This is a genomic window from Heliomicrobium modesticaldum Ice1, assembly GCF_000019165.1.
GTDB classification, from domain to species: Bacteria; Bacillota; Desulfitobacteriia; order Heliobacteriales; family Heliobacteriaceae; genus Heliomicrobium; species Heliomicrobium modesticaldum.
Genome location: NC_010337.2, coordinates 1 through 21,623, shown reverse-complemented (window position 1 = coordinate 21,623; position 21,623 = coordinate 1). Strand labels below are relative to the sequence as shown.

The 21,623-nt window shown below is 51.4% G+C and carries 19 protein-coding genes and 1 pseudogene; 11 read left to right on the top strand and 9 right to left on the bottom strand.

The window, feature by feature from the left end:
- The first annotated feature begins 245 nt into the window (after window positions 1-245).
- Window positions 246-1,868, top strand: coding sequence for an IS1182-like element ISHmo2 family transposase (locus tag HM1_RS00100; protein ID WP_012281202.1), 1,623 nt, complete (start codon window positions 246-248; stop codon window positions 1,866-1,868).
- A 352-nt stretch (window positions 1,869-2,220) separates the two neighbouring features.
- Window positions 2,221-2,697, top strand: a complete 477-nt coding sequence (locus tag HM1_RS00095; protein ID WP_012281201.1) for a hypothetical protein — start codon at window positions 2,221-2,223, stop codon at window positions 2,695-2,697.
- A 132-nt stretch (window positions 2,698-2,829) separates the two neighbouring features.
- Here HM1_RS00095 and HM1_RS00090 read toward each other — a convergent pair whose 3' ends face one another.
- From HM1_RS00090 to HM1_RS14945, 5 genes and pseudogenes are all read right to left on the bottom strand, one after another.
- On the bottom strand, window positions 2,830-3,354 hold the full coding sequence (locus tag HM1_RS00090; protein WP_012281200.1) for a hypothetical protein: 525 nt from the start codon (window positions 3,352-3,354) through the stop codon (window positions 2,830-2,832).
- Between the two features lie 183 nt (window positions 3,355-3,537).
- The gene (locus HM1_RS00085) at window positions 3,538-4,047 is read right to left on the bottom strand and encodes a DUF3794 domain-containing protein (RefSeq protein WP_012281199.1); all 510 of its coding nucleotides are present in this window, start codon (window positions 4,045-4,047) and stop codon (window positions 3,538-3,540) included.
- A gap of 85 nt (window positions 4,048-4,132) precedes the next feature.
- Window positions 4,133-4,900 carry a hypothetical protein gene (locus HM1_RS00080; RefSeq protein ID WP_148207034.1) on the bottom strand — a complete coding sequence of 256 codons (768 nt, stop codon included), beginning with the start codon at window positions 4,898-4,900 and terminating at the stop codon, window positions 4,133-4,135.
- A 469-nt stretch (window positions 4,901-5,369) separates the two neighbouring features.
- A complete protein-coding gene (locus HM1_RS00075) occupies window positions 5,370-6,026 on the bottom strand; it encodes a glycosyltransferase (RefSeq protein ID WP_012281195.1) in 657 nt (218 codons plus the stop codon).
- A gap of 18 nt (window positions 6,027-6,044) precedes the next feature.
- Window positions 6,045-6,245: pseudogene (locus HM1_RS14945) on the bottom strand (transposase); the annotation flags it as partial.
- Window positions 6,246-6,321: 76 nt separating this feature from the next.
- Between HM1_RS14945 and HM1_RS00070 the strand changes: the two are divergent.
- Window positions 6,322-6,648 (top strand): transposase, encoded by a 327-nt coding sequence (locus HM1_RS00070; RefSeq protein ID WP_012281193.1) that lies wholly within the window; start codon window positions 6,322-6,324, stop codon window positions 6,646-6,648.
- A gap of 173 nt (window positions 6,649-6,821) precedes the next feature.
- Here HM1_RS00070 and HM1_RS00065 read toward each other — a convergent pair whose 3' ends face one another.
- Entirely contained in the window at window positions 6,822-7,187 is a 366-nt protein-coding gene (locus tag HM1_RS00065) for a hypothetical protein (RefSeq protein WP_012281192.1), read from the bottom strand.
- A gap of 232 nt (window positions 7,188-7,419) precedes the next feature.
- Between HM1_RS00065 and HM1_RS00060 the strand changes: the two genes are divergently transcribed.
- The 3 genes from HM1_RS00060 (at window position 7,420) to HM1_RS00050 (ending at window position 12,127) form a co-directional block, all read left to right on the top strand.
- Complete coding sequence (locus HM1_RS00060; RefSeq protein WP_012281191.1) at window positions 7,420-8,763, top strand: IS1380-like element ISHmo1 family transposase; 1,344 nt, start codon at window positions 7,420-7,422, stop codon at window positions 8,761-8,763.
- 871 nt (window positions 8,764-9,634) lie between these two features.
- Window positions 9,635-11,515, top strand: coding sequence for a molecular chaperone HtpG (gene htpG / locus HM1_RS00055; RefSeq protein WP_012281189.1), 1,881 nt, complete (start codon window positions 9,635-9,637; stop codon window positions 11,513-11,515).
- A 282-nt stretch (window positions 11,516-11,797) separates the two neighbouring features.
- Window positions 11,798-12,127: a DUF4405 domain-containing protein gene (locus HM1_RS00050; protein ID WP_012281188.1), complete on the top strand. Its 330-nt coding sequence runs from the start codon at window positions 11,798-11,800 to the stop codon at window positions 12,125-12,127.
- A 38-nt stretch (window positions 12,128-12,165) separates the two neighbouring features.
- On the opposite strand, the gene HM1_RS00045 is transcribed toward HM1_RS00050, so the two are convergent.
- Both HM1_RS00045 and HM1_RS00040 read right to left on the bottom strand, forming a co-directional pair.
- A complete protein-coding gene (locus HM1_RS00045; RefSeq protein ID WP_012281187.1) occupies window positions 12,166-13,788 on the bottom strand; it encodes an IS1182-like element ISHmo2 family transposase in 1,623 nt (540 codons plus the stop codon).
- Window positions 13,789-14,332: 544 nt separating this feature from the next.
- Window positions 14,333-15,148 (bottom strand): uracil-DNA glycosylase, encoded by an 816-nt coding sequence (locus HM1_RS00040; protein ID WP_012281185.1) that lies wholly within the window; start codon window positions 15,146-15,148, stop codon window positions 14,333-14,335.
- 221 nt (window positions 15,149-15,369) lie between these two features.
- On the opposite strand from HM1_RS00040, the gene HM1_RS00035 reads away from it, so the two are divergent.
- Window positions 15,370-15,999: a 5-bromo-4-chloroindolyl phosphate hydrolysis family protein gene (locus tag HM1_RS00035; RefSeq protein WP_012281183.1), complete on the top strand. Its 630-nt coding sequence runs from the start codon at window positions 15,370-15,372 to the stop codon at window positions 15,997-15,999.
- Window positions 15,996-17,195, top strand: coding sequence for a toxic anion resistance protein (locus HM1_RS00030; RefSeq protein ID WP_012281182.1), 1,200 nt, complete (start codon window positions 15,996-15,998; stop codon window positions 17,193-17,195). The genes HM1_RS00035 and HM1_RS00030 overlap by 4 nt, the downstream gene beginning before the upstream one ends.
- Before the next feature lie 442 nt (window positions 17,196-17,637).
- Here HM1_RS00030 and HM1_RS00025 read toward each other — a convergent pair whose 3' ends face one another.
- Window positions 17,638-18,570, bottom strand: a complete 933-nt coding sequence (locus HM1_RS00025; protein WP_012281180.1) for an ATP-binding protein — start codon at window positions 18,568-18,570, stop codon at window positions 17,638-17,640.
- Between the two features lie 110 nt (window positions 18,571-18,680).
- On the opposite strand from HM1_RS00025, the gene HM1_RS00020 reads away from it, so the two are divergent.
- The 3 genes from HM1_RS00020 (at window position 18,681) to HM1_RS00010 (ending at window position 21,187) form a co-directional block, all read left to right on the top strand.
- A complete protein-coding gene (locus HM1_RS00020) occupies window positions 18,681-19,373 on the top strand; it encodes a Crp/Fnr family transcriptional regulator (protein ID WP_012281179.1) in 693 nt (230 codons plus the stop codon).
- A gap of 90 nt (window positions 19,374-19,463) precedes the next feature.
- A complete protein-coding gene (locus HM1_RS00015; protein ID WP_148207033.1) occupies window positions 19,464-19,865 on the top strand; it encodes a hypothetical protein in 402 nt (133 codons plus the stop codon).
- Between the two features lie 200 nt (window positions 19,866-20,065).
- Window positions 20,066-21,187: a PAS domain S-box protein gene (locus HM1_RS00010; RefSeq protein WP_049753976.1), complete on the top strand. Its 1,122-nt coding sequence runs from the start codon at window positions 20,066-20,068 to the stop codon at window positions 21,185-21,187.
- The last annotated feature ends 436 nt before the right edge of the window (window positions 21,188-21,623 follow it).

The window sequence follows — 21,623 nt, the reverse complement described above, 5'->3', positions numbered from 1 at the left end:
ACTGGATAATTTAAACATTTAAAGAGAGAACTGGTAACGCCCTTAAATCGGTTAACCGTAAGAGGTCGCTCATTTGCTTGGTGCTATTTCGATTGCGTAGGTTCTGGAGTCTGTCTAAAAACCCCCTCAAGAGAGGGCAAAAAGCAAGACGTTTTTATATGGAAATCGGTGGAATTTAAAGGGAGTTTGACTCTTCGCGTCGAAGGATATAGGTACAAAGACTGTTTATAGCGAGGCGATGTACCTTGTTTCGATTCGATGTGGATCCCCAAGTTAGCTTTTACGACTTTGCAGCCCTCTGGGACCAACTTGTGCCTGCCGATTCCGTCTTTCGCCTGTTTCGTGAATTGGCGCCCCTATTAATACAACCGGAGGATTTTACAGGTCTCTATTGCCTTGACAACGGACGTCCCAGTCATGCGGCCCGGCAGATGACGATGGCCTGCATGTTACAGGAAATGCTGGGCGAAACAGACCGGGGGATGGAAGCACAGACACGTGTGAACATCGAGGTCAAGTTTGCGTTAGGAATGGCCCTCGATGAACCGGGCATTGATCACGCCAATTTTGGCGTCCACCGGCAACGGCTCATCCAAAAGGAACTTGATAAGGTCTATCTCGATCGCTTTATCCGGTTGATGTACTACCTGGGCGTTTTGACAGGGAAAGAACCTTGGATAACGGACACGACCCATGTCATAGCTCCCATCAGTGCCCCCACGACCATCGAACCGATCCGCCAAGCCATGCGCCTGTTGGTGCGTCTTTTGGCGAAGCAATACAGTGTTCCATGGCATGCAATCCCCCATGCCCCTCGGGCGGTACGTTACCTGGAAACAGTGACGGAAGTGAAAGAGCATAACCTGGACGATAAGGCCAAAATGGAACGGCTTGTTGAAGTGGTCAGCGAGGCTGACGAACTGCTGGCCTACGTGGAGTCATCGGAGGCTTCGTGGAAGAAGAAGCCCGATGTCATTCATTACGCCCTTTTGCTTTGCCGTATCCTCCGTGAACGAATCATTCGGAAAGATGATGGAACTCTTGAGATAGCCCCCGGCGGTTCTGTCAAAGATATGATAGTTTCGGCTGTAGACAGCGAAGCCCGTTTCGGTTGTAAGGGCAAGACGAAATGGCGCGGGTATAAGATGGCCATCGTTGAAGTCGGAAATTCCGGATTTATCGCCGCCGCCGAGGCCATGAAAGCCAACGACTATGACGGCTCCAGTCTGGTGCCGTTAGCGGATCAGCTTCCCACCGATTGTGTAGAAAACCCGACGATCATTGGAGATACCCACTATGGTGCGGGCGATGACCGTGTCACCCTCAAGGAAAAAGGCATTGACGTAGTGGCGCCACTTTCACCAAAGACAAAATGTGATATCCTCGCGGGCGAGGGATTTCAAGTTTCCGAAGACCAAACACAACTGATCTGCCCGAGAGGAAAAGTCATCACCACCTATTCGGAAGTGGCAGATGGGAAGAACTTCGTGCTTCGCGCCAAGGACCATGATTGCAAGCACTGCCCTCGTTACACGACCTGTTTTAAAGAAAAGAAACATCGGCGCACGATTTTTATTCACAACGCCTATGGTGTCATGCTCGAGGCGGCAAAGCACTCCCAAACGAAAATCTATAAGGAACAGATGCGTCTTCGCAGCCGCATCGAAGCCAAGCAAAATGAACTGGTCAACCGTTACGGACTGCGCCGGGTTCGCCGTATCGGAAAACGAAATCTGGCTTATGCCGCCCGGCTCAGCGCGTTAGCGGCGAACTTTCAAAAACTCAACCGTCTACGAAATGATAAGAATGCAACCATGGTGTTGGAGGTGAGCGCCTTACGCGGTGTTGCTTTCAAAAAAGCCGCATAAGGTGCAAGGGGGGAGATCTGCCCTTTTTGAGGAAAATCCTCAAAAAGGGCTGGTGAGACCGATAAAAAGACTCTAGTTTTTTGCTGTTTGTATTAAAAAATCATGCTTTTGCAAGGGCTGGCTAGGAATTTGCTTATTTTCTAGACGGCCTCTATGAGAACTCTAGCGAATTATTACGGAGAATTAGGGCAAAAAAGCTGGTTCCTTCATTAACGAAAGCCCTTCGCCGGCGCAATCGGCGAGGGGCTTTCCTCTAATTTCCACAGAAGCCAGAATTGGGACCCCGGTTCTATTCCTCTTTCTCCTTGCAGGGACTACAGTTATCTTAAATAAACATTTTGCAGGTGATGGCATGCGGATCGTATCGGTGAGCAATCTCAAGTCAGGAGATGTCCTGGCCAAAAACATATATGCCAGTGATAGACGAGTTCTGCTCAGCCAAGGGGTTGCCCTGACGAGCGGGTATATCGCCCGCATGGTGAACCTAGGGGTTTCCAAAGTCTATATTCAAGACAAACGCCTAGAAGACGTGACCATCGACGAGCCATTGACAGAGAAAACGCGAAACGCCGCAATCCAGATCATCGAAGACATCACTGACACGATCCCCGTCAAAAAGGACGGCCTGCTGACACTCAACGACGATGAACTGAACCGGATCAGCAACAAATTCAATTCAGGACGCTTTATCGGGGTGGTCAAAGATATCATCAGCGAGTTGATCGGCAAAATGGACATCATGGTCCACCTGGCAGACGACAAGGTAGCCTTCAAAGAGTATGACATGACAAAGGACCTGACTCTCTTTATCAAGGAGGTCATCGACTGAAGCCATGAGCAAGACAACAGCCCCATCGCCTCCTACAGGAGGGGATGGGGCTTGCTTTTTGCCGCAGATGGCTCACGGAAAATGGCGCAGCCTGTTCAATCAGCTCTGTAGCGTCGATGAGAGGGGTAACGGTTAGGGGCAGTTGCAGAAGGGGTTAGCGGCATTCACCGTCAGCACCTCTTCACGACCGACAACGATGCAGGCCTTGACGATCGCTTGCAGTTCCAAACCAACAACCAGCGCTTCCCCTACCACTGGCAACAGTTGGACCGGTTGAGAGACCACCGCTTCCAAGGCAATGTCATGCTTCTGAACAATGTCGCCCGGTTGGGCGCCAGGGCACTCGACAATTCCTTCAAAGGGGATCTCGATAAGGGGAATCGTGATCGGCAATACCACCCCGAGGATCGTGATCGTCACCGATACGGGAACGACACCCATGTTGACGACTTTTCCCGGCAGCACCGTGGTCGTCCGGATTTCCGGATTGCCCGTCGGGACGACTGTCACGTTCACGATATCGGCAAGGGCCGGCACTGTCGGCAGGGGAATTATTACGTCACCTGTTTCTTGCACACATTGCTGACAAAGCACCCGGAGCGACTTCAGGTTTTGCGGAAAAAAGGTCGCTTGTTGAATCTGGTTCACAAATGCCATTTGCGCATCCTCCTCTTGATTGTCTCTTTTCAGGATGTAGGTGAGATGTATCATCTCACCTATTTAAACGATATGGAAAAAAGCGCCAGTTCGATATTGTTTCCTCTGCTTTTTCATCTTTTTCCCAACAAAAAAAGGCCCGGCAACAGCCAAGCCCTTTTTCCTCGACACAATGTGGTCATATTAACAAAAGGTTTCCGCCGCGTTGACCTTCAATATCCGCTCCGAAGCAACAACGAGGCAAAGATGCAACGCCACCTTCAGGATGAGGTGCAGCGTTAAGACGCCTTCCGTAAGTATCTGTACCGGATTGATGCTGAACCCTTCAATTTGCACGTCATGTTTCTGCACGATATCCCCAGGGCTGGCGCCTGGGCAATCAATCACGCCTTGAAAGGGGATCTCCAGAAGTTGAATGGCGACGATGTTGTCGACGAGTAGGCGAACCGGCACGACACCTTGGTTGATCACCTTGTTCGGCAATACAGTGACCGCCCGCAACTGCGGCGGGCCGACCCATTCCAACCGCACCATTTGGTTGAGCTTTCCCGTCTGCACATCGAGGGTGACACCCGCCGGTGCCGGTACCATCAGATCGCCGATCTCTTGCACGAACTTTTGGCAGATCACCTTGGGCACCTTGATCCGCTGGTCAAAAAACCGGTCGTCAATAAAGTCAAAGGAATGGGACACTGTGATCGGACTCCTCTCCACAGGTAATCTTCATTCTGCTTCAATATATGGGAGAGGCATCCCTGAGGTTCCTCTGCATCTGCTCTTAATCATGCCATTGGCCACAGTCCGGATCGCTTTCCTGATGAACAGGGATGGTGATGACTTCTTCTCTGGCGATGACCATCTTCACATCCAATATGGCTTTGAGGATCAAGTTCACCACATTGCCCGCTGTCCCTGTCGTCGAATTGGCCGGTACAGCAAAGACGCTCAGGGCGCTGATACAAACCTTTTCCTGAATGTCATCGTCCGGCTGGATGCCTTTGCATTCTAGAACCGTCTGAACAGGAATGCATATTTTTTTCTCAAAGCCTTTTCTCACATCAGGACATGGTGCCGGATCATTGTCCTTCACAATCAGTTTGACACAGATAATCCCTTCGTTGATGACCATATTGTTGATGATCTTCGGTTGCAGTTGAGGCTCTCCAAAGGGCTCAAGCTCGACAGATGCGGTCAATTGGCCTGTATGGGGATCCAGCCCCACACCCACTGGCGCCGGGATGGTCAGGTCGGCCACCTTTTTGACTTCTTTTTCCGCAACGACAACCATCGCCTTGATTCGCTTGCTTTTCGGCCTCGGTTGTGGTGGGCAAGGGTGGGGCGGGCAGTATTGGGACGGGTAGGACTCGGGATAATATGGATTCCCATGATGCGGGTAGGCAAGCTGGGGATGAGCCTGCTCCATCGATGGTGGCTGTCGAAGGGCATGCGAAGGGGCACAGACGCCCTTGTCCGCCGGCGACCCATCGCTGCTGACGGCGGTGCAGATTTTTTTGGGCGACTTGGCATAGTAGACGTTCTTATGCACCCATCATTCCTCCTTTCGCTTTTGACGACGACGGAAACTCCTCACTCGAGGGCTTATCTCATCGTTTTTCCACTTACAACCACTATATCGTTCCTTATCTGCGGCGGTGACTCGGTCAACAGCCCCGATTCCAGCGCATCGAGGGAGATCATGAGAAACTGCCGCTGTAATCCTCCTGTCACGGTAATGACCAATGCGGCGATGAATATTCCGCTCGAAAAAGCATTTGCACAATGCCATTGTGCCAAGCGGTACCACGAAAATACACCTTTACCATGAGGGGCAACAGCGTTCCCATCGGCACAAGACAATCGCCATCATCGGCTCGGCCATGGAAGCAAGGCGGAGCCTGTTTGCACCGTGATCCACCAAAGGATCAAAAACTGCACCGCCTGGGAACTTAAAATCGAAATCGCCTGACCGGCGTACATGGTGAAAAAGGCTTTTTCCAATCTCTCGCCCTATCCACTTAGGCCTTCCCTTCCAGACAATCAACGATCACTTTCGCGCAATCGCGCGCCCCGTTTTCAGAGGCCATATGGGTTGCCAGCATCTTTGCGCTTGCAACGACATGATCGTTGTGGACAAAACGAATGGCCTCGGCCAGGTTGTCGGCGGTCAGTTTTTTGACGGGAATCGGCTTGGCGCCTACACCCAGATCATGGGCGCGATGGGCCCAGGCAAACTGATCGTTTGCAAAGGGAACAATGATGCTCGGCACGCCGGCTTTGAATCCGGCTACCGTTGTCCCGGCGCCGCCGTGATGACAAACGGCCGACACCCGTTCAAACAACCAGGAGTGGGGGATGCTGTCCACCGCGAATACATGGTCCGGCAGATCCCGCCATTCGCCCATGCCACAGAGGATGCCGCGCCTGCCGCTTTTCGCGAGCGCTTCGATGACCCGTGTGGACATGGCGTCTTTCTCATCTGTATCAAAGACACTGCCGAAGCCGATGTACACCGGCTTTTCTCCGGCCTGCAAAAAACGTATCAATGCCTCGGAAGGCTGATAGTCTGTGGGCTCCTCGACGAACCAATAGCCGCTTTGGTGAATGTGTGAATTCCAGTCGCCGGGTCGGGGGAAGACATAATTGGCTCTTCGCTGTTTTGTGTGGGTGAACATTTGTTTGCTGAAATTGTATCAAGTGTTCGCCGGTGCTACGGAAATATCAAGCCCACCCGCAACCAGGTATATAATGGAGATAAAGTTGCGTACTGAGCGGTACCCGCGCGCTTTACGTTTGACTGCTTGAATCAAGCTATTGATTCCTTCTTGTAATCCGTTTGTGATGTTAGAGACAAACCAGCGCAGGATGCCCTTCTCATGTCGTTTCATGGTCTCTATCAAGCCCCCTAATTGAATTTGAGCAAAGACCCCCTAGTGGGCTACAATGAGAACACATGGAGGGGTCAAGAATATGAGACGAAATCGATACCCAAAAGAACTGAAGGAACAGCTGATCCAAGAAGCCATGGAAGCGGGAAATGCAACACAAGTGGCCCGCCGACATGGGATCGATCCGAAACGGCTGTATTACTGGATTCGAGAATCACAGCACAAGGGCTTCCAAGAAGCACCGGCGGAGGCAAAACAAATTGCTCCGTATGTGCCGTCCGCACAAGAATTTAAGCGATTGGAATCCGAAAACATAGCACTGAAAAAGCTACTCGGCGAAAAGACATTAGAAATCCAAATATTGCAAGATTTAATAAAAAAGAAGAACCCGAGCTATCGGAAAAATTAAAAGTTGCCGATGAATGGGTAGCTCGGGAGGAAGCCAGCACTGCCTTTATCTTGCGTGTCTAATAAAAAGGTGTAAATAATAAGTTGGATACTTCCCGTTATAAATGGGGCGCCTACAGTCACTTGGGAACCGTGGGCGCCCCATATTTTTCTGAAACCTATTTGAGGCGGTAATTAATTCCTAACGACTTTTGCGTTCCTAACAATCGTATTCGTATATTCATCAAATACTTTGTCTAAGACGTCGATAGGGCTAGATGGATCAACTTTCTTTTCTTCGTATAATTTAGCCTTTAGACGACCGATAGACATACCAATTTGATACTCACTAGGGGCAACCTTTTCAAAGTATTCCCGTGGGGTAAGCTCTAAACCAGCCAGATAGGCTTCTGCTTCGGCTTTACTAGGAGAAGGCTCAATTGTTTCAAAAGCCTTTGCAGACTCCAAGGCGAATTGCTTGGCCTCATCTAGAGAAACATCAAGTTTTTGTTTCTTTGATTCAGCATAAAGCGCTTTGTTTTTAATTACTTCTTTCCACACTGTCTCGTCGTCTACAGCATCGGAACTCCCGGCAAGCTTTTTATCAAGTTGAAGCAATATTTTTTGTTTTTCGAAATCAAATTTTGTGACAGGAATATCGTTGACTTTACCAATCTCCCTGAATCCGTGACAGCGCTAAGTAGTAAATAGTCGAAATTCAGCGCATTTACCCGTATAATAGAGATAAACGAGTTTAATCGGAGTGATTTAAACTCACCGACGGGGTGAATGCATGACCATGAAGAAGTTCATTATCGAGCAATCGAATGAGGAGCTTACACCGGTAACTGGATTGGCGCTCGTGGGCGCCTTGTTAAGAAAGACTTCGTTGAAATTGCGATTGGATAAGTCCACTGTGCCCACTTGTTTGACACCAGATATAAGCCACGGAACTGTTGCTCTGAGCTACCTGGGCCTTCTCTGTCAGGGAAAGAATGACTTCGATGCGATTGAGCTGGCTCGTGGAGATGACTTTTTTCGATACGCCATGGGCGTCGACATCGTACCCTCCAGTCCCACGTTACGACAACGATTTGAAAAGGTTGTTGAGACGGATTTGAAATGGAACGACATCATTATGGAAGAATCTGCTCGTCTCATCAAAAAAGCAAAAGCTCCCCTGACACCTGTTCGGGTCGGCGCTACGGACTATCTGACGGTAGACGTAGATGTGACGCCATTGGATAATTCCGGTTCCAAAAAAGAGGGGGTGACGCGCACCTACAAAGGTCATGATGGCTTTGCGCCCATACTAGCCTACCTCGGTCAGGAAGGCTACTGCATAAACGTTGAGCTGCGTCCGGGCAAAGATCATAGCCAGAAAGGAACGCCCCAGTTCTTAACAAAGAGCATCAATTACGCACGCCAGTGCGGAGCTGAGAAGCTTCTGGTACGCATGGATTCCGGCTTTGACAGCGTCGATAACATACGTGTCCTCCGCGCAGAGAATGTTGACTACATAATCAAACGCAACCTTCGCCAAGAAACTCCCGAAATGTGGAGGGACATCGCCCTTAAAAATGGGCAGGCCCGAATTGTTCGGGAAGGAAAAGTGGAGTATATGGGCAGTGTAATGTGGAAGGTCGGCAATATGGAACAACGTGAACGGGTGGTTTTCCATGTCGTGGAACGAACCATCTTGTCCAATGGGCAGCAATTGCTGCTTCCAGAGTTAGAAGTGGCCACGTACTGGACGTCGTTACCCGTCTCGCCGGAAGAATTGATCCATTTGCAAAGAGATCACGGAACCAGCGAGCAATTCCATAGCGAGTTAAAAACGGACCTTGATTTGGAACGACTGCCTAGTGGAAAATTTAAGGTCAATGATCTGGTCTTTCATTTCGGTGCGCTTGCCTATAACCTGCTTCGCATCGTTGGTCAAATGAGCTTACACCATCCGGATTCTCCCCTAAAGAGAAAGGCCCATACGCAGCGCCGCCGGATACGCACGGTACTTCAAAATGTGATCACCATTGCGTCTCGATTGGTGAGACATGCCAGACAAGTGAAGCTCCGGCTCGGGGCGCATAGTCCCTGGTACGCAACGTTTAAGGATCTCTATCTTGCTTTTTCGTAAACGGCAAGAATTTCCTAAAAAATCAAATTCATTCGATGGGATAGACCTTTGGATGTAAAATGTGTCAAAGGTTAGCTTTGCTATACGCTTTTATGGATCTCGTTTCTTGACGGCACCACCTTCTTTGATAAGGCGACGTGTTCAAATGGCTATCTAAGGAAATTGGATTAAATTCTTGTAATACGAATTACTTTTTGTGGAAAATCATTGGGGTACTGCTAAGTCGACTCACGGATTCAGGTCGAAGCCATTGTGTGGAAAAACAAGAGCAGTATAGACTTCGAGAAAATAGCGGATAAATACTGGATATCTCCGGCATTAGAAAAATAGAAATCGTTTGAGGAACGGACATTGCCGTCAGAGAAGAAACTGCGTAGGACGATCAATAGCCGTGGCAGCAAAATGGCAACAAAAATATTCCTAAACCAAAAAAATACTGATAAAATTAATAATACAGGCAATAGAAATAACTGAAATCAAGGGGAAAAACCTCAAGACAAATTCGAGTGATAGAATGGGAGTAAGGGGAAAACCATCACAACCATTGCGTGTGAGCTTTAGACATACACGGTAACGAAGAGGTGGTTATGTTTTTTCGCTTGATTGCGGAAATCGTAGCCACCTTTTTTCTTCCCGCTTTAATCCCTGTCGAAAGAATTAGGCGCGCATTGGTGAGATGTATCCGTCAAAGCGGTGAATAATAAAAGCGCAGACTCGGTGACAACGCCAAGCCTTTACTGTCTACGCTCCGATCGATTGACAATCCCCTTTCCATTTGGTACATAATATATAGCGTTTAGCACTCAGGTGTCGAGAGTGCTAAACGCTTTCGTCCGAAGACATACGAGACCAATTGGAGGGGGGATCTTCAATGACCGTGAAACAGTTTCAAGCGGAATCGAAACGACTGCTCGATCTGATGGTCAACTCCATCTACACACATAAGGAGATTTTCCTCAGAGAACTCATCTCCAACGCCAGCGACGCCATCGATAAGATCTACTACAAAGCCTTGACAGATGAATCGCTCCACTTCAACAAAGAGGATTACTTCATACGCGTCGAAGTAGACAAGCCCAACCGGCTCTTGAAGATCATCGACACCGGCATCGGCATGACCTCGACCGAGATGGAAGAGAACCTGGGCGTTATCGCTAAGAGCGGTTCCTTCGCCTTCAAGAAGGAAAACGAACTGAAAGACGGCTTCGACATCATCGGTCAGTTCGGCGTCGGTTTCTACTCTGCCTTCATGGTTGCTGATGTGGTCACCGTCATCAGCCGAGCCCTGGGCAGCGACAGAGCTTACAAGTGGGAATCAAAAGGTGCCGAAGGCTACACCATCGAGCCCTGGACGAAAGCTACCGTCGGCACCGAGGTCATCCTCAAAATCAAGGCGAACACCGACGATGAGAATTACGATGAATTTCTGGAAGAATATCGCATCAAGTCGATCATCAAGAAGTACTCTGACTTCATCCGCTATCCCATCAAGATGGACGTAACCAAGTCGCGCCTCAAAGCGGGCAGCGACAAGGAGTACGAACAGTATACAGAAGAGCAGACCCTTAACAGCATGGTGCCCATCTGGAAGAAGAACAAGAATGAGCTGACCAAGGAAGACTACGAAAATTTTTACGCCGAAAAACACTTCGGTTTCGACAAGCCCATCCGCTACATCCATATCAACGCCGAAGGCACCATCAGCTACAAGGCCGTCCTCTTCATCCCTGAGAAGATGCCCTTTGACTTCTATACCAAAGACTACGAAAAGGGCTTGGAGCTCTACGCCAACGGCGTGCTGATCATGAACAAGTGCGCCGACCTGCTGCCCGACTACTTCAGCTTCGTCAAAGGCATGGTCGACTCGGAAGACCTGTCGCTGAACATCTCTCGCGAACTGCTGCAGCATGACCGACAACTGAAGCTGATCGCCAAGAACATCAAGGCCAAGATCAAGAGCGAACTGGAAGACCTCCTGCAAAACGACCGCGACCAGTACGTCGAATTTTTCAAATCCTTCGGCAAGCAACTGAAATACGGCCTCTACAGCGACTTCGGCGCCCACAAGGATGTGCTCCAAGATCTGCTGCTCTTCTATTCCTCAAAAGAGAAGAAGCTGGTCACCCTCTCCGAGTATGTCTCCCGCATGCCCGAAAAGCAGAAGTATATCTACTACGCCGCCGGCGACTCCATCGAGCGCATCGACAAACTGCCCCAGACCGAACTGGTCGCCGACAAAGGCTATGAGATCCTTTACTTCACCGACGATGTAGACGAGTTTGCTATCCGCATGCTGCGGACCTATAAAGAAAAAGAATTTAAGTCTGTTTCGAGCAGCGATCTGGGCATTGAGGCGGAAGAAAATAAGGAAGCTTCCGAAGCGGACAAGCAGGAAAATCAAGCACTTTTCGCCGAGATGAAAACCCTCCTGGCGGATAAAGTCAAAGCGGTCAAGGCGTCGAAGCGACTGAAGCAACATCCTGTCTGCCTCTCCAATGAGGGCGACCTGACCATCGAGATGGAGAAGATTCTCAAGACCATGCCGAACAACCCGGACATCAAGGCGGACAAGGTGTTGGAGATCAACGTCAACCATGCCGTCTTCCAGGCTTTGAAAGCGGCGCGGCAAGAAGATCCAGAGAAGTTCAAGCTCTATACCGACCTGCTGTACAACCAGGCATTGTTGATCGAAGGATTGCCTGTCGAAGACCCCGTTGCCTTTTCCAACAACATCTGCAAAATCATGGCCTAAAGAAAAGCGCCGCTTTCAAGAGCAATCGCCTTGAAGGCGGCGTTTTTTTCTCAATCAGAGAGCAGGCGCGGACGATAAGAAAAGTAAAGGATTGGCAATGAAGAAAAGTTTTTGCCAGGGAGAAGAGTGAGGGAGGTCATCGATGCGCAGCGCTAGCCAGACCTTGGGGCAGACTTGTTTTGTCTGCACAAAGATTACGCAAAGCTTTTCAGATTGATTTCAGTTTCTGCTGGTACAGTATAGACATCGGCAGAAACAACAAATAATCTGGGAGGTTTCAAGATGAGCTCCATCACAAATCAGACGACGGTAGACCCTATACATGCAAAAGCCAAAGCGGACGGTTCCGCTGTCAGCAAAGTAAAAGGCATCATCTCCGTCACCTTGGCGCTGCTTGGACTGGTCGTCGCCGTCACCGGCCTGGGCCTCTTCATCGCGCCCCATGGCCCGTCAGCAGCCAAAGGTTGGACATTCCTCGGGATGACCGTTTCGACCATGAGAGGCCGTCTAGAAAATAAGCAAATTCCTAGCCAGCCCTTGCAAAAGCATGATTTTTTAATACAAACAGCAAAAAACCAGAGTCTTTTTATCGGTCTCAGCAGCCCTTTTTGAGGATTTTCCTCAAAAAGGGCAGATCTCCCCCTTGCACCTTATGCGGCTTTTTTGAAAGCAACACCGCGTAAGGCGCTCACCTCCAACACCATGGTTGCATTCTTATCATTTCGTAGACGGTTGAGTTTTTGAAAGTTCGCCGCTAACGCGCTGAGCCGGGCGGCATAAGCCAGATTTCGTTTTCCGATACGGCGAACCCGGCGCAGTCCGTAACGGTTGACCAGTTCATTTTGCTTGGCTTCGATGCGGCTGCGAAGACGCATCTGTTCCTTATAGATTTTCGTTTGGGAGTGCTTTGCCGCCTCGAGCATGACACCATAGGCGTTGTGAATAAAAATCGTGCGCCGATGTTTCTTTTCTTTAAAACAGGTCGTGTAACGAGGGCAGTGCTTGCAATCATGGTCCTTGGCGCGAAGCACGAAGTTCTTCCCATCTGCCACTTCCGAATAGGTGGTGATGACTTTTCCTCTCGGGCAGATCAGTTGTGTTTGGTCTTCGGAAACTTGAAATCCCTCGCCCGCGAGGATATCACATTTTGTCTTTGGTGAAAGTGGCGCCACTACGTCAATGCCTTTTTCCTTGAGGGTGACACGGTCATCGCCCGCACCATAGTGGGTATCTCCAATGATCGTCGGGTTTTCTACACAATCGGTGGGAAGCTGATCCGCTAACGGCACCAGACTGGAGCCGTCATAGTCGTTGGCTTTCATGGCCTCGGCGGCGGCGATAAATCCGGAATTTCCGACTTCGACGATGGCCATCTTATACCCGCGCCATTTCGTCTTGCCCTTACAACCGAAACGGGCTTCGCTGTCTACAGCCGAAACTATCATATCTTTGACAGAACCGCCGGGGGCTATCTCAAGAGTTCCATCATCTTTCCGAATGATTCGTTCACGGAGGATACGGCAAAGCAAAAGGGCGTAATGAATGACATCGGGCTTCTTCTTCCACGAAGCCTCCGATGACTCCACGTAGGCCAGCAGTTCGTCAGCCTCGCTGACCACTTCAACAAGCCGTTCCATTTTGGCCTTATCGTCCAGGTTATGCTCTTTCACTTCCGTCACTGTTTCCAGGTAACGTACCGCCCGAGGGGCATGGGGGATTGCATGCCATGGAACACTGTATTGCTTCGCCAAAAGACGCACCAACAGGCGCATGGCTTGGCGGATCAGTTCGATGGTCGTGGGGGCACTGATGGGAGCTATGACATGGGTCGTGTCCGTTATCCAAGGTTCTTTCCCTGTCAAAACGCCCAGGTAGTACATCAACCGGATAAAGCGATCGAGATAGACCTTATCAAGTTCCTTTTGGATGAGCCGTTGCCGGTGGACGCCAAAATTGGCGTGATCAATGCCCGGTTCATCGAGGGCCATTCCTAACGCAAACTTGACCTCGATGTTCACACGTGTCTGTGCTTCCATCCCCCGGTCTGTTTCGCCCAGCATTTCCTGTAACATGCAGGCCATCGTCATCTGCCGGGCCGCATGACTGGGACGTCCGTTGTCAAGGCAATAGAGACCTGTAAAATCCTCCGGTTGTATTAATAGGGGCGCCAATTCACGAAACAGGCGAAAGACGGAATCGGCAGGCACAAGTTGGTCCCAGAGGGCTGCAAAGTCGTAAAAGCTAACTTGGGGATCCACATCGAATCGAAACAAGGTACATCGCCTCGCTATAAACAGTCTTTGTACCTATATCCTTCGACGCGAAGAGTCAAATTCCCTTTAAATTCCACCGATTTCCATATAAAAACGTCTTGCTTTTTGCCCTCTCTTGAGGGGGGTTTTTAGACAGACTCCATGAAGGACCTGCACATCTGGCTGGGTTTTGGGATGGTCGCCTTCGTCTTGGGTCACTTTGTACTGAATCTGAAGCTCTTGAAGGCAGAACTGAAGCAGCTTTTTCGATAATGAGACAAGTGAGAGAGAACCGTCAGCGCTGGGCTGGCGGTTTTCCTTTTTGGGTCTGGCCTGTACCTTTCTTGCACATCGACGAACCGCTGAAGATATCAATTTCATTAAAGGCATGGTTTCGAAACTGAACGAGGGTCAACAGAAGCATCAGATTATCCTCGATGCTCTTTGCCGTCGGTCGATTGAACAGGAAGAGACTTTACGTCGGGTTAAGTGACGTGACTCGTCACCCGAAACGCTTTTGCAGAGGTTCGGGAATCACATTATTACCCTGATGAATTGGTTGCTTTCATGGAAAAGATCGCCTAAGCTGGCTTTTTAAGCCTTCCAGTTGCAGTATTCCCCTCATCCCCCTCCGAAACCCCGGTGTCCCCCCATTCGACGGGTGCGGCACATGGCGGTGAGGGACCCCCATCTTCGCCAGCGTCTCCGCTGCATGTCCGCCGATGGCGATCACGAGCAGATCCTCCGCCCCGGGCGCTACAGTCAGCAGTTTCCCCAAAAAGGTTGCCCCCACCGCCAGTTCTTTCTTTGTGGGCGTGCGGTTGCTGAGCAGTCCCTTTTTCGCGTTATACGGGTGAAAGGGGAAGATGTTCCACAGGATCACCTCAAAAGGAGAGAGGCCGTTATGTAGAATCTCCTTCCATACCACCGTTGCCGTCGGTTCGGCGAAGCCCGATGCACGCTGGGCCGGCTTCAAGTGGGGGGAGGCGGGGCTGCTTGTCCGTCCGGCCATGTGACCGCCGAGGATCATAGCCGGCGATATATCGGTGTGGTTTCCCAGCAGCATCCGCTCCGATGTGAGGGCCACGCCGGAGAAATGGCCGCCCTGATAGCCCGCTGCTTCGGCGACAAAGAGAAACTTCGCCTCTTTGCGGAGCCGGAGGTATTGTTTCAGGTGCACCCTGCGGATCTCCGGTGCGTCAGGGCTGATATCGGTATCGGGATGATAATCCCGCCAGGGATTGAAGACTTGGGGTGACGCGAAGGCGGTCAGTTCCCCTACAAAGTCCTCGATGCTCTGGTGATGTAGACGATCATTTCCGTGATGATGTAGGCGGTTATGCTGACGGTCATTCACTGGGCGATCATTGATTTCAACCATCGGGAATCCTCCTTTTGTGACGATTATAGCGGTCGCATGCCACCCTTTCCAATAACAAATCGTGGAGAAAAGCAGGGGTTGCGCCTGAGCCCGAGAGGTCGTCAGGTCAACCCCTGCTTTGTCGATCCGTTTTTTTGAATGAAAGACGCGCGGTTTCTGATACGATATAATAGATATCGTCGAAGAAAGCAACGACTCAGCCAGTCTTCGGAGGTGAGTTCGTGAAAGAAATCGTGATTTCCGGGTTGCGCATCTTTTTCTCCGGTTCGATTGCGGTCACGACCTTTCTGGTGACCTATCTGTTGGGTGGAATTGAAATCGTACCGGCACTGGTCCTCGGCGGTGTGGCCTATTTCGTGACTTCGAAAGGAATTCAGCGTCGTTTTGCTTTACCGCCTGCCCGGCATTCACTGATCGATGGCACAGATCCTCATTACCTGGAAAAAACCCATAAGGAAGCCCGTCGCAAATGGAAAGTCATCGGGCGCTATCGTTTCAAAGTCCGTTCCCTCTCCATCTGGCTCAAAGTGACACGCCTCTATAAAATCGCCGAACAGATCCTTGACATCACCGAGAAAGACCTCCGACAGATCAGCAAAGTGCAGTCTTTTTTCAACCATTATCTTGACGCCACCGTCACCATCTTGGATAAGTACTCGCTCCTGTCCAGCCAACCTATTTCCAATGATGAGATTCGCAACGCCCTGGAAAAGACCCATGCGGGATTGCAAGACCTTATTCACGCCTATGAGGAACAGTTGAACAAACTCCTGGCCAAAGATCTGCTGGAGCTTGAGGTGGAAGTCAATGTGTTAAAGCAGACCCTTGATTCGAAAGGAGAGAAAAAATGACCACAGCGAATCAGACGGATCCTTTTGACATTCCCGGCCCCTTCGACCGCATCCAGGCGCCCGTAACACCTACCCCGGTGGTGTCGCCCCAGTCGCCCGCCGCGCCTTCTTTAGCGGAAAGCCGACCCGAGCCGGCAGTAACCCTCGCCGCCCTGCCCGCCGATCAGCAGCAAAAAGCGTTGGCCCTAGCCAAGCAAATCGATGTGAAAAACCCCCAAACCTTGCTGCAATACGGCTTGCCCGTACAGTCGGAGCTTTCTCGTTTTGCCGACAACATTCTCGATCATGTGCGGGCCAAGGATTCCGGCACCGTCGGGGAGGTTCTCGGCAACTTGATGCAAAAACTCAAGGAAGCCAATCCCGATGACCTGTTGGAATCGAAAGACAGCTTCTTCAATAAGTTCTTCAGTTCGGCCAAGCGTTCTGCCGAGAAGGTCTTGGCCCGCTACCAGACCTTGGGCAGCGAGATCGACCAGATCAGCCTCCAATTGGATAAAGCACGCCTTCAACTCCTGCGCGATATCACCTTGCTTGAAACCTTGTTCCACAAAAATCGGGAGTACTTCAACGAACTGAACGTCTACATCGCTGCCGCCCAGCATAAACTGGAGGAGCTACGCAACCAGACCATTCCTCAACTGCAGCAACGAGCTGCCGCCACCAATGACACAGCCCTTGTGCAGGAGCTGAATGATCACCTCCAATTTGTCGATCGGCTGGAAAAGAAGGTCCACGACCTGTTGATCAGCCGCACCGTCACCTTGCAGACAGCACCGCAGATCCGCCTGATTCAGAACAACGACCATGTGTTGGTGGAAAAGATTCAATCGTCCATCTTGACGACGATCCCGCTCTGGAAAAACCAGATCGTGCTCGCCTTAACGCTGCAACGCCAACAGGCGGCTCTGGCCATGCAGCGACAGGTCGCGGACACCACCAATGAACTGCTCCTGCGCAACTCGGAGATGCTCAAGACCAATACGATCGGTGTTGCTCGGGAAAATGAAAGGGCCATCGTCGATATGGCAACGTTGAAAAAGACCCAGGAAAACCTAATGAATACGCTGGAAGAGACCTTGAAAATACAGCAAGAGGGCCGCGTCAGACGTCGGGAAGCTGAGGCGGAACTGGCCCGGTTGGAGCAGGAGCTGAAAAACCGCATGGCTGCCATGGTCATCGGCGGTGAATACCGTTGAGGATTAAATAAGCTTTAGCGGCTGTTTGCCATCAATACCATCGTTTCAGGGGGGAGGGACCATTGGCATATAAGGTTACTTGTCCAAGTTGCGGGAGCAGGACCTATCGAAGCCGCGGCGATTATTGTCAATGCTCTCAGTGCAACATCGTCGGTTGGGAATGGAATCGCCCGACTGATGGTGAAGAGGATGAGCCGGGATTGAAATGCCCTGATTGCGGATATGACGGTTTTCGTCGTGTTGTGAACGTAGGCTTCCGATTCAGTGTCTATCGTTGCTCCGCCTGTCTGTACACGTTGATGAAACCGGGCGAATGAGAAATGAAAAAGCGACATGATAGAGCGGCCAGTTGTGATTGGCTCTACCATGTCGCTCAGTTTAGCGCTTTTTAATGGCAGACGTTGCCGATGACGGGCTCGATGGCTGACAGGAACTGGTTTCTTTACACCCCTTGGACGAGGCGGCCGTCGGTGCCGATGATGACAATCTGCCAGGGGATGATCTTGCCGCTGGCGGCAAGGGCTTTTTTCACGGCATTGACGATTCCGCCGCAGCAAGGGACTTCCATCCGAAGCACCGTCAGACTCTCGATCTCATGGGTGGCCAGGATCTCCGTCAGTTTTTCGGCGTAGTCGATGTCATCCAACTTCGGGCAGCCGATCAGGGTGATCTTGTTCTTCATAAAGTCCTGGTGAATCCCGGCGTAGGCGAAGGCAGTGCAGTCGGCGGCGATGAGCAGGCGGCAGTTGTCAAAATAAGGCGCCCGCGGGGAGACGAGCTTCAACTGGCAGGGCCACTGGCCGAGTTGCGATTCGGCGACGGCGCCCGATCCGATTCCGGCGTTGGTGCCCGCGCTGGCAGCGACAGGGGCGGCGCCAGGAGAGGTGCTCTCCGCGCTGGACGACCTTTCGAACACCCGCGCCCTCATGCCGGGACAGCCGAAGGAAGCAGCGGGAGCGGCGGAAGCGGCGGGAGCGGCGGGAGTGGCGGAAGCAGCGGGAGCGGCGGGAGCGGCGGGAGCGGCGGAAGCGGCGGAAGCGGCGGAAGCAGCGGAAGCGGCGGAAGCGGCGGAAGCGGCGGCTGCGGAAGTGCCGGCATGAGCATAAACAGCAGGAGCAGCCGCAGCGCCGTGTTTCAGTTCTTCTATGCGCTTTTTCACGGCCGCTTCGTCAAAAGGTGCCGCATCCCGCTCGACAAGTGTGATGGCGTCGGTGGGACACTCGGGGAGGCAGTCGCCGAGGCCGTCACAGTAGGCATCGGAGACCAATTTGGCCTTGCCGTTGATCAGCTGCAGGGCGCCTTCATGGCAGGCAGAGATACAGAGCCCACAGCCGTTGCATTTTTCCTCGTTGATGGTGACGATTTTGCGTTTCATATCTTTTATCCTCCTTCGGATTGGTTTGCCTTTGCATGTTCACTATAATAAAATTGGACGAAAAAATCGGTAGCCATGGCTACCGAAAACACAGGTGAAGGAATGAGCCCATGGACAGGGAAGGCAAGCGCCTCCTGCCGGCGTGCCCGCTTTTCGACGGCCTGGAACCTGCCGTGGTCAAGGAAATGCTGGTATGCCTGGAGCCGAGGATGAATCAGTACAAAAAGAGTGACACCATCGCTTTTGCGGGCGAAGCCTTTGACAGCATCGGCATTTTGCTCAAGGGGGAAGCCCGGGTGATCAAGGAAACGGCGGCAGGTCATCGGTCGATGATGGCCGTGGTCCGCCCCGGCGGCCTTTTTGGCGAGATCGTCGTCTTTTCCAGCAATGCCGTCTGGCCGGCTACCGTCATCGCCCAGGAGGAGTGCCAGGTGCTCTTCATCCCTCGGCGCAAACTGGTCGAGCAGTGTGAGCGCAGTTGCGCTTGGCACCGTGTGCTCATCCAGAACATGCTCCGCATCATCTCCGAGAAGGCCATGATGCTGAATAAAAAAGTGGAGTACCTGTCCATCAAAAGCATGCGTGGGAAGTTGAGCACCTTCTTTTTGGAGCAACACAAAAAATCCGGCGCCGCCACCTTTCGACTGCCCATGAAGCGGAACGAACTGGCCGACTTCCTGAACGTGTCCCGGCCGTCTATGTCCAGGGAGATGGCGCGCATGCGCGACGAAGGCTTGATCGACTTTCACCTCGAGACGGTGCGGATCATCGATGTGGAGAGATTGATGGAGACGGCGGAGTGAATAAATAATTTTTCGCTTTTTCAAGAAAACAAGAAGGAATTTTCAGAATTTTTGAAGAAAATCTATTTTTATCTTGATGGAGGTGATGCCATGTACGAGCAACAAGCGATTCCTATGGTGGTGACTGTGCCCTCGGTCAGCCATCCGCCGATCCCCTATGGCCTGGTCGAAGCCGCTGCTTGGGGACCCGACACCGGCGCGTCGAGTCCTACCAACCCTGTGCTCCAGTGGGGGCTGCATACCTACTGGGTGTACAACCTGGTTGACCGGTACGGCATAGGCATTGTCGCCTATGACGAAGCAGGAAATATCGTCGGGCAATGGGAAAAGACGGGCGTGAGTCACATCTGGCAGATCACAGTGGAAGCGGATACCCAGCGGGTGGTCTTCTGGGGGCAGAGCAACTACCGGATCGTGATGCGCTGGCATGAACTGTTCATCCCTTCCTTGACTGTTTCTCCTCCGGAGCAGGCTTTTCTTTCTGCGAGTTGAGAAGGGCAAAAGGCGAGGCAACCCGGCGATTTTCGCCGGGATTTTTCCCCTTTACGAAAAATCGCCTATTGGAGGATATGTTTTGTAACGAAGCGTTGGTTTCAAAACCGGCGCTTTTCATATGCTCCAATAATCTTACAGGAAGAGCCAACCTCCTTTTCGCAAATGAACGATAAGGATTTTTCAAAAAATTAAGACTTATGCAACAAAAATTGCATTATAATAGTGCTGGTATCCAATTTTTCCATGAAAAGCTGATTGTTTTTTTGGGGGGTAAGGTGATGCGGGACGAGCTGTTCATAACCGGATGTGATCAGGCCTTGAACTGCTGTTTTCATCCCCCATTCCCTATGGCAGGAGAGCGGCCCGCGGGCGCTCCCAAGCAGGTACGAAAGTCTTGCCGGAAGGAAGATTGCCTGAAGGTCCTTGGCAGAGCCTTCGACCTGAGTCCTAGCATCATGGCGCTCAAAGACTTGCAGCGCCTCCGCTATGTGCACGTGAACGAGAGCTTCCTTCGCGTCATCGGCTATCGCCGCGAAGAGATCATCGGACGCACGGCGGAGGAATTGGGCATCTGGTCTGGCCAATCCAAGGTGATCGACATCCTGCTGAAAAAGGACGCCGCTAAAAGCATGGAGATCATCTTTCGCACCCGTTCCGGCGAAGAGCGGAGCGGACTCATGTCGATGGAACGGATGCAATTGGATGGGCGTGAGTACATCCTGACGGTGACCAACGATATCACCGAACAGCGGCGCCTGGAGAAGGAACTGCAGCGGCTGGATCGGCTGAACCTGGTGGGACAACTGGCCAGCGCCTTTGGACATGAGATCCGCAATCCCTTGCAGACGGTGCGCGGTTTCCTTCAGATCTTGCAGCGCAAAGCCCAGTACCGTGATGACGATGAATACTTTGCCTTGATGATATCCGAACTGGATCGCGCCAATCAGATCATCACCGAATATCTGACCTTATCTCGAAAAAAGGCCGACTGTTTTGCCCGGAATAACGTAAACGAGGTTGTGCAGAAACTGGCGCCCCTTCTGGAGGCCCTAGCCATCAACGTCAATAAGCAGATCCGGTTCGACCTTGCGCCTGTGCCGGACATCTGGATGGATGAAAAACAAATCCGCCAGTTGATCCTCAATCTGTTAAACAACGGCCTGGAGGCCATGGCGCCGCGACAGGTGATCACCATCCGCACCGGCGTCACCGGCAATCGGGTCATCCTTTCTGTGGAGGATGAATTCCACCACAGTGGCGATGATATCAGATCTGCCGGTCTACTGGCCGTCGTTTTACATTTCGATAAGCCAGGTTAACCTGCATTAATGAATCGGCTGCAGTACCCGGGAATTTAACCCGCCTAATGAGCGGGCTTTTTTTTGTGATCCAAAGGATCTTCTTGAGATCCTTTTTTTCTGCGCGTAATCTGCTGCTTGCAAACAAAAAAACCACCGCTACCAGCGGTGGTTTGTTTGCCGGATCAAGAGCTACCAACTCTTTTTCCGAAGGTAACTGGCTTCAGCAGAGCGCAGATACCAAATACTGTTCTTCTAGTGTAGCCGTAGTTAGGCCACCACTTCAAGAACTCTGTAGCACCGCCTACATACCTCGCTCTGCTAATCCTGTTACCAGTGGCTGCTGCCAGTGGCGATAAGTCGTGTCTTACCGGGTTTGGACTCAAACGATAGTTACCGGATAAGGCGCAGCGGTCGGGGCTGAACGGGGGGTTTCGTGCACCCAGCCCATCTTGGA

Excerpts from the sequence above, each read along its gene's own strand:
- HM1_RS00095 (WP_012281201.1), top strand. The coding sequence starts at position 2,221 with ATGCGGATCGTATCGGTGAGCAATCTCAAGTCAGGAGATGTCCTGGCC.
- HM1_RS00090 (WP_012281200.1), bottom strand. The coding sequence starts at position 3,354 with ATGGCATTTGTGAACCAGATTCAACAAGCGACCTTTTTTCCGCAAAAC.
- HM1_RS00075 (WP_012281195.1), bottom strand. The coding sequence starts at position 6,026 with ATGTTCACCCACACAAAACAGCGAAGAGCCAATTATGTCTTCCCCCGA.
- HM1_RS00070 (WP_012281193.1), top strand. The coding sequence starts at position 6,322 with ATGAGACGAAATCGATACCCAAAAGAACTGAAGGAACAGCTGATCCAA.
- HM1_RS00060 (WP_012281191.1), top strand. The coding sequence starts at position 7,420 with ATGACCATGAAGAAGTTCATTATCGAGCAATCGAATGAGGAGCTTACA.
- htpG (WP_012281189.1), top strand. The coding sequence starts at position 9,635 with ATGACCGTGAAACAGTTTCAAGCGGAATCGAAACGACTGCTCGATCTG.
- HM1_RS00050 (WP_012281188.1), top strand. The coding sequence starts at position 11,798 with ATGAGCTCCATCACAAATCAGACGACGGTAGACCCTATACATGCAAAA.
- HM1_RS00040 (WP_012281185.1), bottom strand. The coding sequence starts at position 15,148 with ATGGTTGAAATCAATGATCGCCCAGTGAATGACCGTCAGCATAACCGC.
- HM1_RS00030 (WP_012281182.1), top strand. The coding sequence starts at position 15,996 with ATGACCACAGCGAATCAGACGGATCCTTTTGACATTCCCGGCCCCTTC.
- HM1_RS00025 (WP_012281180.1), bottom strand. The coding sequence starts at position 18,570 with ATGAAACGCAAAATCGTCACCATCAACGAGGAAAAATGCAACGGCTGT.
- HM1_RS00020 (WP_012281179.1), top strand. The coding sequence starts at position 18,681 with ATGGACAGGGAAGGCAAGCGCCTCCTGCCGGCGTGCCCGCTTTTCGAC.
- HM1_RS00015 (WP_148207033.1), top strand. The coding sequence starts at position 19,464 with ATGTACGAGCAACAAGCGATTCCTATGGTGGTGACTGTGCCCTCGGTC.
- HM1_RS00010 (WP_049753976.1), top strand. The coding sequence starts at position 20,066 with ATGCAACAAAAATTGCATTATAATAGTGCTGGTATCCAATTTTTCCAT.